Consider the following 13,937-nt stretch of genomic DNA (forward strand, 5'->3'; position numbering starts at 1 on the left):
ATCCAAATATCCGCGCTGGGCCGCCTCAATTCCTTGCATACACCCAGTCTTAAGGACCACTGCGCGAAGTCCAGCAGGCGCGCCTTAAACCACCCAAATTGTTCAGCGCAGTCCTAGGACAGCGAACTGTCTCGTCGGAGTGCGCCGGGCTATCCAGACGCCACAGCTCGTTTCGCGATGTGCGATTATCCGAGGCTCTCGAACACCATCGTTGCCTGGATGCGGTCACCGCCGCCGATTCCCTTGCTCCCGCTGCTCGCGGTGGTTATGGTGTGGAGTCGATAGCCCTTCGCGGCCTGATCGTTGATGGCCTTCTCCAGGGAGGTCAGGTTGCCCGAACCGGTTCCCCACAGTTTCTCTTTGAGGATCACCTGCACGACGACATACCGCATGACACGACTTCCTTCCGTTGCTGGCCAATTGGGAGCAATGCTACTCGACGCGGCGGGGCGCTCCTCCGGGGCGTGAGCGACGGCGCCTCAAGGGTATCGACGGTGCGCGGTGTCAACGTCACGCCAGCGACACTGAACAAGACGGCGTCACGATTCGGCGCCGAGCAGATCGGCGCGCGCACCAACATGTACTTCCGCGGCCCGCGGTATCCCGGCCAGCACTTTGGCATTGCGAGGCACGATGAGCTGTCCTTCGTCCCAGCCCGTTAGCCGGTCGTTCAGCGGCGCAAGCGCCACCCAAAATTTTCGGATCTCGATCGCCGTATTTCCGCGGCCGGCCGATTCCCGTAAGACCGGCCCGAGATAATGCCCGGTGACGGGGGGACAAACGGTACATTCAAGACCATGACCGGACTCCTGATTTGTGACTGTTAGCCGGGAATGGCGGTTAAATCGCACCTCAGAGTGGCGGTTTTGCGATCCCGTTAGAGGACATAGACGGCCGACCGCCCAAAAGAGTGGTCGGCCGCCTCGACCCTTTACTGCGGTTGCTTGGATGGTTATGGCGCTGAATTGACCACTGAGGTCTGGACTGAGGTCCAGGCGGTCGCTGTTCCGGCGGGGAAGGAGGTTTTGCCGGCTGTCAGCGTGACCACCCGTTCTCCGATTAGCAGCCCGGTGGCGGGATCAATGATGATATCCATCCGGGTTTCTCTGTCCGGATGCTCGATCCCGATCGCTGTGCCTACCTTGCCGTCAAGGTTCGCTTGCCTGTCTACGACGGTGACTCCGGGAATGAGCGCGGCCGCTTTGTACAGTGCAGCGCGGAGGTCTGCCGGGACGACTCCGGTCGCTAGGGCTTCCGCGATGGCTTCTAGCGTTTCGGCCTCCGGCCTGCCTTGCTTGCCTCGCTGACGAATTATGTCCAGGAGCGCCTGGGGGTCGCGGGGCAGAGTCTTCACCCCCTCGAGCAGGGGCATGCCGGCGAACAGCCGCGCCTGTTCTCCGTAGAAGTTCCCCCCCGGTGCCCGCAGCAGTTCTCCCGTCCTGATGGGGTCGCCGGCCTGGGACTGCTGGTATTTGGTCGCCTCTGCCTTGGCTTCCTCGCTGAAGAACGTCGTTGGGATGCGGGCTTCGCGGTTCCAGATCCATTCGGCTGTTTGGTCGGCGGGGACGTAGAGATGGTCGGAGGACTTGTCCAGCCACTCCACCGTACGGCGGTCTCCTCCAGCGTCCCCCAATAGGACGCCCGCGGCGTAGACGGCCGTGGTATCAATCTTCAGGTACTGGCCGGATCCCACCACCGGGTCGGAGGTCTGGATGGTTGCTGCCGCCGCGTTGTTCAGGACCTCGGCGGCTTCGGCGGTTGCTCCCGGACCACTGGGCCTGACAACATCTGCCACTACGATTCCCCCCACGAGCAGAGCCGCAGCTGCCGAAGCGATCAGGACACGGCGCCGGACCGGACGGGGCTGGCGATGGGGGCCGGACGTGGTGTCAGTGGCCAGGATTTGCTGCAGTCTGGCCTCGGACCGAAGCCGGGCGGTAGGGTCGGTTGCTGCCAGCGGGGCAGGATCGAGGGCGCGCAGTGCGTTGAGGTGCGTGTCAGTCTTCATGTCAGTTGCTCCGTAACTGAATATTCTGGGTGGAACGCCGTTGAGGTCGTGTGTTTGAGGACCCGGCGCAGTGCGAGCCGGGCGCGGTAGAGGCGGATCCGGTAGGCGGCCGCGGTGATCCCGAGCACCCTGCCGGCCTGCGGGGAAGGAAGGTTCTCCCAGATGGCCAGAGAGAGGACTTCCTGGTCTTCCGGGCGTAGTTGATGCCAGGCACGGGACAGATCCACGTGGAAGGCAACCAGATCATCCTCTGATTCGGTGATTTCCTTCGTCACTTCAGCGATTCTCACCTCGAGGGCGCCCCGTCTGGATTGGCTTCGCTGGTCGTTGAGCAGGCAGTGCCTGGCTGTGCCAAACAACCAGGCACGTGCGTCATCCATGCCGGCCGGCACATCGTCGAATCGCCGCCAGGCAACCAGGAATGCTTCGTGGACGACGTCTTCGGCGCGGTGTGGCCCGGCCCGTCTCTGCACGAACCGCAGCACATCTGCGTAGGCGTCGTTATAGAGGGCCGCGAATCGGCCCTCGCGTTTCTCTCGTGTTTGCGGTGTCCCCATACCTATACCTGTCCGGTCCGTCCGCAACTGTTACAGGTAATTCAAGACCCGTGGTGAGGCCCGACGGTTGTTGCCAAGGCCGAAACGGGAGTGATGAGCTGGTGTATGACCACCATCATGCCGGACAACCCGGCAGAGGCAGCTTCCGGGTCAAAAACGACCGTTTTCGACACAAAGTCCGGACAGGCAGGCCGCCAGAGTCGGAACAGCATCATGAGTAATGCGGCTATCGGTCACCGGTACGCTTCGGTGGAGATCCATTGGGCGCGAAGAAGGGGAAGCTCCGTGAACCCTTTTGCGGCCAGCGGGCAATACATAGTGTGAGCACAGACAACGACATCATCAGGCGGTCCCGGGACAGCCCCCCAGTTTTCGGGGAGTTGTACGACAGACACGCGTCAGTCATCTACAGATACGCCGCCAGACGGGCCGGCGACTTCGCCGCCGACGACGTCACGTCCGAAACCTTTCTGGTCGCCTGGGAACAGCTGGAAACCTACGACCTTGACCGGGAAGATGCCCGGCCCTGGCTGTTCGGCATCGCCACCAATCTGCTCCGACGGCACCACCGTGCTGAAGCCAAGGTGCTGAAAGCGGCAGCGAAAGCGGCTTCACGGGAAGCCGTCGCTGACACTTCGGACCGGATCGCCGCCCAGGTGGACGCCACCGTGGCGAATGGACGCATCGCCGGCACCCTGAAGTCCATGGCCGCCATCGACCGCGAAACATTACTCCTCTATGCCTGGGCGGACCTGACCTACGAGGGCATCGCCCTGGCCATGGACGTTCCGGTGGGCACCGTACGGTCCCGATTGAACCGCGCCCGCCGGACCCTGCAAACCCAGCTCAACCCCGGAATACTTGATGAAACGGAGAACGACCATGGACGACTTGCAGCTGCTCCGCGAAATGCGTAGCGACATCGGCTCGGCCCCTCCGGCGACCCTGGCCCGCGGCCGCACCAAACTCATGGCCAGGATCGGCTCCGCTACCCGTCCCGGGGCAACGACCAACACGCACGCCCCGGCCAAGGTGAGTCCGGTCCGCATCCGGCGCCGCATCGTGATGGCCTCGGCAGCCGCAGCTTTCCTCGTGGGCGTCATCGTGGCCGCTGACGTTGTCCTGCCCGACCGTCCGGGAGCAACTGCCGAAGCAGCCGAGGTCCTGAACAACGCCGCGGCGGCAACCATCAAGACCTCCGACCCGGTGGTGGGACCGGGCCAGTACTTGAAAATCGAAACGACCGCCCTCTACGGCGCAAGCAGTGGTGGTACGGGGGGAAGCGTGTCCTGGCGGGAAAAAACCGGAGGCCAGGTCTATGTTCCGGCAGACCGGGAGGGGGAATGGGTCTGGAACCGCGAAGAAAGCGTCCCCGTAGAGTTCTCCAGCGAAGCCGCCAAGGCCGTAGAAGCCGAGATAAGGAAAGCACGGCCGACGGAAGGGCGGCCCCTGCTGGCCGGGATTCTGCGTGCCCCAGGGGGCGCCTTCTACGGGACCGAGCAAACCGCCATTCAGGGCACGCCACTCAACGAAGCCGGCAGCCTGCCCAAGGATCCACGGGCCCTGCTGGACGTCATCTACGAGCGGACAAAAGGCGCCGGGAAGTCCCCTGAAATAAAGGCCTTCGGTACGATCGCGGATGCCCTGCGCACCGGCGTCATCCCCGCCGACCTGCGCGCCACCCTATACAAGGCCGCCGCGCTCATCACCGGCGCCACCGTCGTGGATAAGCAGGCAACAGTCGACGGCAGGACGGGCATCGCCATCGGCATCCCGTCCCCGGATGGAGGATCCCGGACGGAGATCATCATTGATCCGGCCACGGGGCTGGTGATCGGCGAACGGGACGTCCTGCAGAAGGATTACCCTGATTCCCCCGCAGGAACTGTCATGTCCTGGACATCCGTGCGGACATCCGTGGTGGACTCCGCCCCCTGAGCTCCAACGGGCAAGAATGGCCGCCTGGAAGCTCAATTCCAGGCGGTCATTGCCCATCCCAAGTGTCCAACGGTATGGAGACCGCCCGGTCCCGACCCGGGAGAGCGGACTACAGTTGTCAGCCCCTGCGGTCCCGTTCCGCTCGGCGGGCTTCTTCCTCTGCCCAGAATGGTCCGTCGTTGCGACGGACGCGGAGTAAGTACACGAAGTATGTGCGCACGGTTGACGGGAGAGTCGTTCAGGCCATGTGCAGCACGGCTGCGCCGGTGATCCGGCCATCCGCCAGGTCCCCCAGCGCCCTGTCCGCGGCCGAGAAGGGGTAAGCGACGGTGGTGGGGCGGATCGGAATTTCCGCGGCGATCCGGAAGAACTCCTCGCCGTCGGCCCGGGTGTTGGCCGTGACGCTGCGGAGCTGGCGTTCCTGGAAGAGCTCGGCGGCGTAGTGCAAGGGGGGAATGTCGCTGAGATAGATGCCGGCGACGGCGAGGGTACCGCCCCGGTCGAGGGCACGCAAGGCCGCCGGCACCAGTCCGCCGGCGGGCGCGAAGAGGATGGCGGAGTCCAGCGGATCCGGCGGAGGCTCGTCGGCCCCGCCGGCGAAGGTCGCCCCCAGCTCGACGGCGAGGCGGCGGGCTTCCTCGGACCGGGTCATGACGTACACCCGCGCGCCGCGGTAGAGGGCGATCTGGGCGGCCAGATGCGCCGAGCCGCCGAAGCCGTAGATCCCCAGCCGGCCGCCGATCGGCAGCTCCGCCCGGTTCAGGGCGCGGTAGCCGATGATGCCCGCGCACAGCAGGGGAGCGGCCTCCTCGTCGGTGAAGACCTCCGGAATCCGGTAGGCGAAGTCCTGGCCCACCGTGACCAGCTCGGCATAACCGCCGTCGCGGTCCCAGCCCGTGAACGTGGGGGACAGGCACAGGTTCTCCTGGCCGCGCAGGCAGAAGCGGCAGGAACCACAGGTTCCGCCCAGCCACGGGACTCCCACCCGTTCCCCGGACCGGAACCTGGTGGCCCCGGGACCGAGCGCGACCACTTCGCCGACGACTTCGTGGCCCGGGATGATGCCGGGGTGCCGGGGTTTAAGGTCGCCTTCGGCCAGATGCAGATCCGTGCGGCACACCCCGCAGACCCGGACCTGGAGCAGTACTTCGCCGCGCCGCGGCGAGGGATCCGGGCACTCGGCGGCCACCAGGGGACCGTTGCTCAGGGGCCCGGGATGTCCAACCCGCCAGGCTCGCATGGCGGCCTCCCTTTTCTTGCACTCTTTCGTGAATTTGCGGCCCGGGGCCGGTGCTCCCGGGGCCGGTTCAGCGGGTAACCAGGACGTTGCAGGGCGCCTTGTGCAGCACCGCAGAGACGGTGTTGCCCGGGCCGCCCCCGCGGTTGTGGGTGCCAAGCACCAGGACATCCGCCTCGGACGCCGCCGCGAGCAGTTCAGTGGCCGCGGAACGGCCTTCCCTCAAAGTACCCGACACGGTCAGCCCGGGAGCAAGTTCCCTGGCCTCGCGCAGCGCGTGGTCCAGCAGTTCCTGGCCGTGGAGCGGGGCGTGGCGGCCGTGCGCTTCCTTGCCGCCCGCGCGCGCGTGGTCAACGTGGACGAGCCGCAGCGAGGTGCGGAGCGCTACGGCCAGCCGGACGGCGCCGGCCAGTGTGGCCAGGCCCCGGGCCGACGCATCGACTCCCGCCACGACGGGGGCGCCCGGGGCACGGGGACGGCGGATGACCATCAAGGGGCACGGGGAGGAGGCAGCCAAGTCCAGGCAGACCGACACCGCCAGCTGGCCCATTACGCCGCCGACGCCGCGGCTGCCCACGACCAGCAGCCGCGCGCCGGCCGCTGCCTCGCGCAGCACCGGGGCCGGGAGTCCGGTTTCCATCACGCCCTCGACGTCGACGCCGGGGGCCGGAGCGCCGGGGACGCCGGCGTCGGCGGGCGGCCCGACGTCGACCCCGACGGCGGCGGCGGGCGCCCCGGCGGCGGATGCGCTGGCGAAACCGCGCGCCAGTTGGACGCCTTCGGCCAGGATGGCTTCCCCGGAGTGCCGCAGGCCGCTGCCCGGGATGCCTTTGACGGGCCCCAGGCTCTTGGTGAACAGGGGCCACACCCAGGCGTGGATCACGCGGAGGCGGCACTGTTCGTCAGCGGCGTATTCGGCCGCCCACCGGACGCCCAGCCGTGCGGTCAAGGATCCGTCATAGCCCACGGCAATAGTGGAGCGCGGGTACTCTGCTGCGGGTGCCAATGCTTTCCTCCCGGCTGGGCAGCCTTACCCCGTCCCCCACCGGTACCTGGATCCAGTACAACCTGCGCGGGCAGGGCAGGGGTAGGGGCTTTGGTCCCGGAGGGCGGGCTTATCGGGCGTGGGGATCCCGGTCCTCCCCGGCGTCCTGACCGCCGTCGTCCGGCCCGGCGCCGCCGTCGCGCCAGCCGTCCGGTCCGGCCCCGCCGTGCTGCTCCCGCAGTGCGCGGCCGCGCCGGATATCGTCTTCCTCGCGGTCCTGCAGCTTGTCGCTTTGCTTGGTATCCCGCGGCGGCAACTGGATGGTCTCCTCCGCCTCGATGCCGGCCTGCAGTTCGCGCCCGCGCTCCATCTCGGCGTCGAACTCGGCACCGAACAGCAGCGACATGTTCAGGATCCAGAGCCACAGCAGCATCACGATCACGCCGCCGATCGTGCCGTAGGTCTTGTTGTAGTTGTTGAAGTTCGCGACGTAGAAGGCAAAGCCGAGGGATGCCAGGACGGACACCACGAGGGCGATGAAGGACCCCATGCTCATCCAGCGGAACTTCGGCTGCTTCACGTTGGGGGTGGCGTAGTAGAGGATCGCGATGGCTGCCACGACGAGCACCACCATGGCCGGCCACTTCAGGATGTTCCACGTCGCGAGGAAGGCACCGCCGAGCCCGACGGCGTTCCCCACCGCTTCGGCCACCGGCCCGGTGAGCACCAGCATGGCCGCCAGTACGGCAACGATCGCCAGCGTGGCAACGGTGACGCCCAGCATGGTGCCCCGGAGCTTGATGAAGGGCCGGCCCTCGTCGACCTCATAGACCCGGTTCATGGCCCGCGCGAAGGCTCCAACGTATCCCGAGGCGGACCACAGGGCGGTCAGGATGCCGATCACGAGGGTGAAACCGGCCGCCGGCGATCTGGTCAGTTCCTCGATGGGTTGCCGGATGATGTCGACTGTGGTTCCGGGCGCGATGTTCCGGACGATGTCCAGGAGCGCGGCCGTGGTCTTCTCGGCCTGGCCGACGACGCCGAGCAGCGAGACGAGGGCCAGGATCGCGGGGAAGAGCGACAGGACCGCGTAGTACGTCAGCGCCGCGGCGAGGTCGGGGCACTGGTCTTTGCTGAATTCGCGCAGGGTCTTGCGCCCGATGTACTGCCAGGAAGGCTTCGTGACGTCGGCGGGACTGTCCGGCTTCCGGGAATCGTCCGGTGCGGGGGCCGTGCGGGCCTTGGCGGTGCTGCTCTTCTCCGTTTCGGCGCCGGTCATGGTGTTCCTGCCTTGGTGAAGTTCTTGGCCATCGGAATCCTCCGTGGTGGGCTAGGCGCCGCGGCCGGCCGCCCCGCGGGAGCGGGGACGGCCGGCCGGGATCCCTGCGTGCCTACGCCTGCCTGTCGTTGTCCGCGGCCGATGCCGCCGTGTCCTTGACGTCCCCGACGGCGTACTGGCCCTCGGCCTTGACGTGCTCGGTGGCGTCGGCGGCGCTGGCCTTGACGTTTTCCATGGCCTCCTGGGCCGGCTCCCGGAGTCCCTCGGCCACGTTTTTCGCTGCCTCGGCCAGCTCGGTGGTGATCGGTTCGGCGGCCGTCTTAAGGGCGTCGGCGGCTTCGCGTTCCTTCTCGCTGGCGGGGATCAGCGAGGAGAACAGCAGGCCGGCGCCAAACGCGATCAGCCCCGCCGCGAGCGGGTTGCCCTGCGTCTTGGCGGCCACGCGCTGGGGTGCCTCGCCGATGGCCGCCCCGGCGTCGCCGAGGTGCGCCCCGGCGCTGCCCGAGGCGGAATGGACGTTACCGGCGGCGTGGTCGGCTGATCCCATGACTTTCTCCTTCACGCCGAAGACGGCGTCCTTGACTGATTCCTTGACCTTGTCTGTCTGCCGCTGCACTATGTGCGACGGCGTGACCTTGTCCGCCACGGCGTCGACATTGGTGCCGAGGCGCGCGCGGGTGGCTTCGATATCGGCTCGGATGGCATCCGGGTTTTCACTCATCGTGTTTCCTCGCAGGTCTAGGTGGTGGGTTTGAGTGTGGGCGGGATTTCCTGCAGCGTCTGCGCGGTCTGCGGCATGCCCTTGATCGCGCTGAGTTCCTTGCGGCCCAGTGCGGCCAGGATGGCGGCGATGATGGCCCAGATGACGGCGACGACGACGGCGGACCAGCCGAGCCCCATCACCAGTCCCAGCGCCCACCAGAGGGCGAGGGAGAGGAACAGGAGTACGAAGTGGCCCGCGACCCCGGCGCCGGCCAGCAGGCCGCTGCCCTTGCCGGCCCGGGTCGCCGACTGCTTGAGCTCGACCTTGGCCAGCTCCACTTCCTGCCGCATGAGGGTGGACATGTCCCGTGTCACATCTCCCAGCAGATCGCCGAGGGACGACGTCTCGGCCTTGACGTGCGCCGCGGTCGGAGGTACTTCCTCGCTCATCGCTGGCCCCCGTCAAAGGGGTCGTCGGGGCGTGGATCGTTGCGGCGTGGGTCGTTGCGGTAGGGATCGGCGGCCGCAGGATCCGCGGGCCACTGGTCCCGCTCGGTCCCCTCCGCGGCCACGGGGTTCGGCGGATACGTTTCGGCCAGTCCGGCCGTCGTCGTGGCCGGGGCTGGCAGCTGCACAGGCGCCGGCGGAACCGCCACGCCGGTGTCCGGGACGCGATAGGCGTGCGCGCCGGTGCTCGTGGTGCCGGTGCCTGTCGTGCCGATGCCCGCCGCAGTGGTGCCCGTGTCCGGGGCCCCGGCGGCGAGGCTGCGGCTGAGCCGCCCGGCCAGGATGCCTGCTCCGGCGGCGAGCATCAGGAAGGTGCCGGGGCGCTGGCGGGCGAAGGACTTCACCTCGTCCAGCAGCGAACCAGGGTCCCGGTCGTCCAGCCATGATGCGACGGCGGAGGACCGTTCGGCGGCCTGGCGGACCAGATCGGCGGCCACCCCCGGCTGGTCCGGGGCGGACGCCATGGAGTGCAGTTCGGCCGAGATCGAGCGGAGGCCCTGCGCGACCTTTTGCTGCTGGGTGGCGGCCTGCTCGGTGAGATCGGACTTGGCCTGGTACAGGAGGTCTTTGGCGTTGATTTTCACCTCGGCGGCGACATTGGCTGCCTCCGACTTGGCGGTCTCGGCCACGTTCCGGGCCGAATCGGCGGCCTGCCGGGCAACTTCCCCGGCCTGTTCCTGGGCCGCGACGGTCTGTGACGTCCCGCCCGCCGCCGTCCCGTCGTCAGGGGTCGGGGTGTAGCCTTCGTCGCCCGGGACCGGGACCGGGACCGGCACCGTCGGAGGCTGGCCCAGGTCGCCCTGCCGGGTGGCCGCCGGCGTGCGGTAGCTGGCGTCCTGGGGCCATTGGTTCTCTGTCATCTTCGCTCTCTTTCAAAGAAGATCGGCTGCTGATCACAAGCCAGCACGGTTGGCACTTAAATACTAAGCATGATTACTAACGGTTAGTAAGTGCTCTTCGCTTCTATTTTCAGGATGGGCTGGACCGGCCCGGGCCCCGGTGGCCGGGCCCGATCCCGGCCGGCCCGGCGCGGCCGGTGAACTAGGGTTGATGCATGAACAAACCGGTGCACGGCTGATGGCGAAGCGGGGCAGGGCCGCCGGCCGGAGCACCGGAAAATCGACGCCGGGAGTCGTGGAGGTGCCCAAGGGCACCCGCCCGGACGGCCCGGTGGAGGGTGTCTACTACATCGACACCGGGGACTGCGAGCTGGTCCCGGACCAGGACAACTCCAACGGCTGGCTCCTGCGCATCAACGGAGTCATGAGTTCCCACATCGACCTCGCGGATCCGCTGTTCCTCGACTTCGAGTACATGCGGTGGATCTCGGCGCTGGTGGAATCGCGCTGGCCCCGCCAGTCAAAGCCGAAACTGCGCGCCCTGCACCTCGGCGGGGGAGCATGCTCACTGGCCCGGTACTTCCATGCCGCCTATCCTGACGCCCGCCAGGTGGTGGTGGAGCTGGACGGCAAACTGGCCGGGTATGTCCGCGGCTGGTTCGACCTGCCCAAGGCGCCGCTGCTGCGCCTGCGCGTGGGGGAGGCCCGCGAAGTCACCGAAAGCCTCACCCCGCACACCCGGGACCTCATCATCCGGGACGTCTTCGCCGGCTCCCTCACGCCCCGGCCGCTCACCACCAGGGAATTCAATGAGCACGCCAAACAGGTCCTGGCTCCGGGCGGGATCTACGTGGCCAACTCCGGCGACGCCCCGGACCTGGTGAACGCCCGCGAGGACGCCGCCACCATCGCGGCCACGTTCGAGCACACGGTGATCATCGCCGACCCCGCCATGCTCAAGGGCCGCCGCTACGGCAACATGATCATGGCCGGCAGCGACCTTCCGTTCGACGGCGATCCCGGCCTGGCCCGGCGCCTGCTGGGCGGAGCCGTGCCCGCGCACATCTGGGACGACGCGAAGGTCAGGGCGTTCGCGGCCGGCGCCCCCGTCCGCCACGACCCGTCCGGTGATTGAGCTTGTCGAACGGTGATTGAGCTTGTCGAAATCCGGGATTTCGACAAGCTCAATCACCGGAGACAATTACCCGCGCCGCGGGCCGCCCCAGCAGGGCGTCGCGGTGGGCGGCGGTCTGTTCCCGCAGGGCCTGCACCACGGCGGCCACCGCCGGGCGGCGCATGGAGTCGGGCCGGAGGACCATCCAGTAGGGGAGCAGTTCCGCGAACTTCTCCGGCAGCAGCCTCACCAGGTCCGGGTGCAGGTCCGCCGCAAAGCACGGCAGGAACCCGATCCCGGCGCCGGCCCGCGTCGCCTCCACATGGACAAAGACGTTCGTGGAACTCAGGCCGTCCCGCATGGCCGGCACCAGCCGGCGCGGGGCGTCCAGGACGTCCACCTGGAGCATCGAATCCACGAAGTACACCAGCGGATGGGCGGTCAGTTCCTCCACCGTTGCCGGCGTCCCGTATTCGGCCAGATAGTTCCGCGACGCGTACATGCCCAGCATGTATTCGCCGAGCCGGGCAGCTTCCGCCCGGTGCACCTGGGGCTCGCCGACCACCACCTCGATGTCCAGCCCGGAGCGTTGCTGCAGCGCCCGCCGGGTCACGGTGACGATCTCCACGCTCAGTCCCGGATGGTGGCGGCGCAGCCGGGCCACCGCGGGGGCCGCGATGTAGGCGCTGAAGCCGTCCGTGGCGGTCATGCGGACGACGCCGGTGATCGGGTCCGGGGTCCGGCCGGGCTGTTCGAGGGTGCGGAGGGCCCATTCCACCTGCTCCGCCACCTGGACGGCCTCCGCACCGAGTGCCGTGAGCTCCCAGCCGCCCGCGGCGCGCGAGAGCACGCGCCCGCCGAGGGCCTTCTCCAGCGCCGCTATCCGTCGGGAGACGGTGGTGTGGTTCAGGCCCAGGGCCTGGGCCGCCGTCGTGAATTTCGCGGAACCGGAGACCGCCAGCAGCACCAGCAGGTCATCGGGATTGGCCTTCATATCTGCAATTGTGCACATAAGCGGTGCCGCTTTGGCCATTGAACCGCCCCAACTGTGCAGCAATACTCAGTGGGAGCCATTTGCAGTGCTGTGCATCACAGCACGTGTCACCGTGGACACTAAGGAGCACCAGATGAGCGTAAACCAGCGCTCGGCATCACCTGCCGCACCCAAGGGTTCCGGCCTCAAGAAAATCGTCGCCGCGTCAATGGTCGGCACCGTCGTGGAATGGTACGAGTTCTTCCTCTACGCCACCGCCGCCACCCTGGTGTTCGGCAAGTACTTCTTCCCCGCCACCGGCAATGAGCTGGACGGCATCATCCAGGCGTTCCTGACCTACGCCGTCGGCTTCGTGGCCCGCCCGTTCGGCGGCATTGTCTTCGGCCAGATCGGCGACAGGCTGGGCCGCAAGCCCACCCTGCAGCTCACCATCATCATCATCGGTGTCTCCACCTTCCTGATGGGCTGCCTCCCCGGCTTCGCCGACATCGGCTACCTTGCACCGGCCCTGCTGGTCCTGCTCCGCTTCATCCAGGGCTTTGCCCTGGGCGGCGAATGGGGCGGCGCCGTGCTGCTCGTCGCCGAGCACAGCCCCAACAAGTCCCGCGGCTTCTGGTCCAGCTGGCCGCAGGCCGCCGTTCCGGTCGGCAACCTGCTGGCAACCCTGGTCCTCTACATCATGTCCAACGTCCTGAGCAGCGCCGACTTCCTGGGCTGGGGCTGGCGCGTGGCGTTCTGGCTCTCCGCCGTGATCGTGTTCGTCGGCTACTACATCCGCACCCATGTCACCGAGGCGCCGATCTTCCTGGAAGCCAAGGCGCAGCTGGAGAAGGAGCAGGCCGTCAGCTACGGCGTCGGCGAGGTCATCCGCAAGTACCCCAAGGGCATCCTGCAGGCCATGGGCCTCCGGTTCGCGGAAAACATCATGTACTACCTCGTGGTCAGCTTCGCGATCGTCTACCTCAAGAGCGTGCACAAGTACGACACCTCCTCCCTGCTGCTGGCCCTCCTGATCGCCCACGTCATCCATTTCCTCGTCATCCCGCAGGTGGGGCGCCTGGCGGACAGCTGGGGCCGCAAGCCCGTTTACCTCGTGGGCGTCCTCACGGGTGCGGCCTGGCCGTTCTTCGCCTTCCCGATGTTCGACACCCGCAACCCGGTGGTCATCGTCCTGGCCGTGACGATCGGCCTGTGCCTGCACGCGTTCATGTATGCCGGCCAGCCCGCCATCATGTCCGAGCTCTTCCCGACCCGGATGCGCTACGCCGGCGTCTCGCTGGGCTCGCAGGTCACCTCGATCTTCGCCGGTTCGCTGGCGCCGCTCCTGGCCACCCAGTGGCTCAAGGACACCGGCTCCTGGCTGCCCACCGCGGTCTACCTGGTGGTGGCGTGTGCCATCACCACCGTCGCCGTGCTCAGCCTGAAGGAAACCAAGGGCATCGCCCTTGAGGAAGTGGACCGGGCCGACGCCGAACGCGAAGGCCTTGCCGTGCCGGCCACACGCTGAGCTGCTCGTGCTGAACTGCTCGTGCTGAACTGCAAGAGGCGGCCGGCTCCAGTGCGCTGGAGCCGGCCGCCCCGCCGAAATCTTTGAACAGGAAGACAGATTATGGAAAACACGCTGAACGGCCGCAAGGCCCTGGTCACCGGCGGCGCCAGCGGGATCGGCGCGGCCAGCGTCCGGGCCCTGGCCGCGCGGGGCGCCAAGGTGGTGGTTGCGGATGTTGATGCGGCCGCCGCGGCGGCCCTCGCCGACGAGGTGGGCGGCACCGCGTGG

Annotated in this window: 16 protein-coding genes; 6 read left to right on the top strand and 10 right to left on the bottom strand. The window is 67.6% G+C overall.

Annotated features, from left to right (window positions below):
* Window positions 1–185: 185 nt before the first annotated feature.
* On the bottom strand, window positions 186–392 hold the full coding sequence (locus J9611_RS15610) for a DUF4177 domain-containing protein (protein ID WP_211881427.1): 207 nt from the start codon (window positions 390–392) through the stop codon (window positions 186–188).
* A 102-nt stretch (window positions 393–494) separates the two neighbouring features.
* Here J9611_RS15610 and J9611_RS15615 point away from each other — a divergent pair, with 102 nt between their 5' ends.
* Window positions 495–662, top strand: a complete 168-nt coding sequence (locus J9611_RS15615; protein ID WP_211881429.1) for a hypothetical protein — start codon at window positions 495–497, stop codon at window positions 660–662.
* A 290-nt stretch (window positions 663–952) separates the two neighbouring features.
* Here J9611_RS15615 and J9611_RS15620 read toward each other — a convergent pair whose 3' ends face one another.
* Both J9611_RS15620 and J9611_RS15625 read right to left on the bottom strand, forming a co-directional pair.
* Window positions 953–2,008: a CU044_5270 family protein gene (locus J9611_RS15620; protein ID WP_211881431.1), complete on the bottom strand. Its 1,056-nt coding sequence runs from the start codon at window positions 2,006–2,008 to the stop codon at window positions 953–955.
* Window positions 2,005–2,565, bottom strand: coding sequence for an RNA polymerase sigma factor (locus J9611_RS15625; protein ID WP_211881433.1), 561 nt, complete (start codon window positions 2,563–2,565; stop codon window positions 2,005–2,007). The genes J9611_RS15620 and J9611_RS15625 overlap by 4 nt, the downstream gene beginning before the upstream one ends.
* A gap of 320 nt (window positions 2,566–2,885) precedes the next feature.
* Here J9611_RS15625 and J9611_RS15630 point away from each other — a divergent pair, with 320 nt between their 5' ends.
* Both J9611_RS15630 and J9611_RS15635 read left to right on the top strand, forming a co-directional pair.
* Window positions 2,886–3,482 (top strand): RNA polymerase sigma factor, encoded by a 597-nt coding sequence (locus J9611_RS15630; RefSeq protein ID WP_307857126.1) that lies wholly within the window; start codon window positions 2,886–2,888, stop codon window positions 3,480–3,482.
* Window positions 3,448–4,503, top strand: a complete 1,056-nt coding sequence (locus tag J9611_RS15635) for a CU044_5270 family protein (RefSeq protein WP_211881435.1) — start codon at window positions 3,448–3,450, stop codon at window positions 4,501–4,503. The genes J9611_RS15630 and J9611_RS15635 overlap by 35 nt, the downstream gene beginning before the upstream one ends.
* A 238-nt stretch (window positions 4,504–4,741) precedes the next feature.
* Here the strand turns inward: J9611_RS15635 and J9611_RS15640 are convergent, their stop codons facing one another.
* From J9611_RS15640 to J9611_RS15665, 6 genes are all read right to left on the bottom strand, one after another.
* Window positions 4,742–5,743 (bottom strand): zinc-dependent alcohol dehydrogenase family protein, encoded by a 1,002-nt coding sequence (locus J9611_RS15640; protein ID WP_211881436.1) that lies wholly within the window; start codon window positions 5,741–5,743, stop codon window positions 4,742–4,744.
* A gap of 67 nt (window positions 5,744–5,810) precedes the next feature.
* The gene (locus J9611_RS15645) at window positions 5,811–6,746 is read right to left on the bottom strand and encodes a universal stress protein (RefSeq protein WP_211881437.1); all 936 of its coding nucleotides are present in this window, start codon (window positions 6,744–6,746) and stop codon (window positions 5,811–5,813) included.
* Between the two features lie 109 nt (window positions 6,747–6,855).
* On the bottom strand, window positions 6,856–8,004 hold the full coding sequence (locus J9611_RS15650) for a YihY/virulence factor BrkB family protein (protein ID WP_211881438.1): 1,149 nt from the start codon (window positions 8,002–8,004) through the stop codon (window positions 6,856–6,858).
* A 112-nt stretch (window positions 8,005–8,116) separates the two neighbouring features.
* Window positions 8,117–8,725, bottom strand: coding sequence for a DUF3618 domain-containing protein (locus tag J9611_RS15655; protein WP_211881439.1), 609 nt, complete (start codon window positions 8,723–8,725; stop codon window positions 8,117–8,119).
* A gap of 17 nt (window positions 8,726–8,742) precedes the next feature.
* Window positions 8,743–9,156 (bottom strand): phage holin family protein, encoded by a 414-nt coding sequence (locus J9611_RS15660; protein WP_211881440.1) that lies wholly within the window; start codon window positions 9,154–9,156, stop codon window positions 8,743–8,745.
* A complete protein-coding gene (locus J9611_RS15665) occupies window positions 9,153–10,073 on the bottom strand; it encodes a hypothetical protein (RefSeq protein WP_211881441.1) in 921 nt (306 codons plus the stop codon). Before J9611_RS15665 ends, J9611_RS15660 begins: the two co-directional genes overlap by 4 nt.
* 217 nt (window positions 10,074–10,290) lie before the next feature.
* Between J9611_RS15665 and J9611_RS15670 the strand changes: the two genes are divergently transcribed.
* Window positions 10,291–11,187, top strand: coding sequence for a spermidine synthase (locus J9611_RS15670; protein ID WP_211881448.1), 897 nt, complete (start codon window positions 10,291–10,293; stop codon window positions 11,185–11,187).
* A gap of 49 nt (window positions 11,188–11,236) precedes the next feature.
* On the opposite strand, the gene J9611_RS15675 is transcribed toward J9611_RS15670, so the two are convergent.
* On the bottom strand, window positions 11,237–12,160 hold the full coding sequence (locus J9611_RS15675) for a LysR family transcriptional regulator (RefSeq protein WP_211881442.1): 924 nt from the start codon (window positions 12,158–12,160) through the stop codon (window positions 11,237–11,239).
* A gap of 133 nt (window positions 12,161–12,293) precedes the next feature.
* Here J9611_RS15675 and J9611_RS15680 point away from each other — a divergent pair, with 133 nt between their 5' ends.
* Together J9611_RS15680 and J9611_RS15685 are read left to right on the top strand one after the other, a co-directional pair.
* Entirely contained in the window at window positions 12,294–13,667 is a 1,374-nt protein-coding gene (locus J9611_RS15680) for an MFS transporter (RefSeq protein WP_211881444.1), read from the top strand.
* Window positions 13,668–13,769: 102 nt separating this feature from the next.
* Window positions 13,770–13,937 (top strand): SDR family NAD(P)-dependent oxidoreductase (locus tag J9611_RS15685; RefSeq protein ID WP_211881450.1); only part of this gene is annotated, 168 nt, incomplete at its 3' end.

Source organism: Pseudarthrobacter albicanus (assembly GCF_018224015.1).
Taxonomy (GTDB): domain Bacteria; phylum Actinomycetota; class Actinomycetes; order Actinomycetales; family Micrococcaceae; genus Arthrobacter; species Arthrobacter albicanus.

Coding starts and splice junctions, on each gene's coding strand:
- J9611_RS15610 (WP_211881427.1), bottom strand. CDS start 392: ATGCGGTATGTCGTCGTGCAGGTGATCCTCAAAGAGAAACTGTGGGGA.
- J9611_RS15620 (WP_211881431.1), bottom strand. CDS start 2,008: ATGAAGACTGACACGCACCTCAACGCACTGCGCGCCCTCGATCCTGCC.
- J9611_RS15625 (WP_211881433.1), bottom strand. CDS start 2,565: ATGGGGACACCGCAAACACGAGAGAAACGCGAGGGCCGATTCGCGGCC.
- J9611_RS15635 (WP_211881435.1), top strand. CDS start 3,448: ATGGACGACTTGCAGCTGCTCCGCGAAATGCGTAGCGACATCGGCTCG.
- J9611_RS15640 (WP_211881436.1), bottom strand. CDS start 5,743: ATGCGAGCCTGGCGGGTTGGACATCCCGGGCCCCTGAGCAACGGTCCC.
- J9611_RS15650 (WP_211881438.1), bottom strand. CDS start 8,004: ATGACCGGCGCCGAAACGGAGAAGAGCAGCACCGCCAAGGCCCGCACG.
- J9611_RS15655 (WP_211881439.1), bottom strand. CDS start 8,725: ATGAGTGAAAACCCGGATGCCATCCGAGCCGATATCGAAGCCACCCGC.
- J9611_RS15660 (WP_211881440.1), bottom strand. CDS start 9,156: ATGAGCGAGGAAGTACCTCCGACCGCGGCGCACGTCAAGGCCGAGACG.
- J9611_RS15665 (WP_211881441.1), bottom strand. CDS start 10,073: ATGACAGAGAACCAATGGCCCCAGGACGCCAGCTACCGCACGCCGGCG.
- J9611_RS15670 (WP_211881448.1), top strand. CDS start 10,291: ATGGCGAAGCGGGGCAGGGCCGCCGGCCGGAGCACCGGAAAATCGACG.
- J9611_RS15675 (WP_211881442.1), bottom strand. CDS start 12,160: ATGAAGGCCAATCCCGATGACCTGCTGGTGCTGCTGGCGGTCTCCGGT.
- J9611_RS15680 (WP_211881444.1), top strand. CDS start 12,294: ATGAGCGTAAACCAGCGCTCGGCATCACCTGCCGCACCCAAGGGTTCC.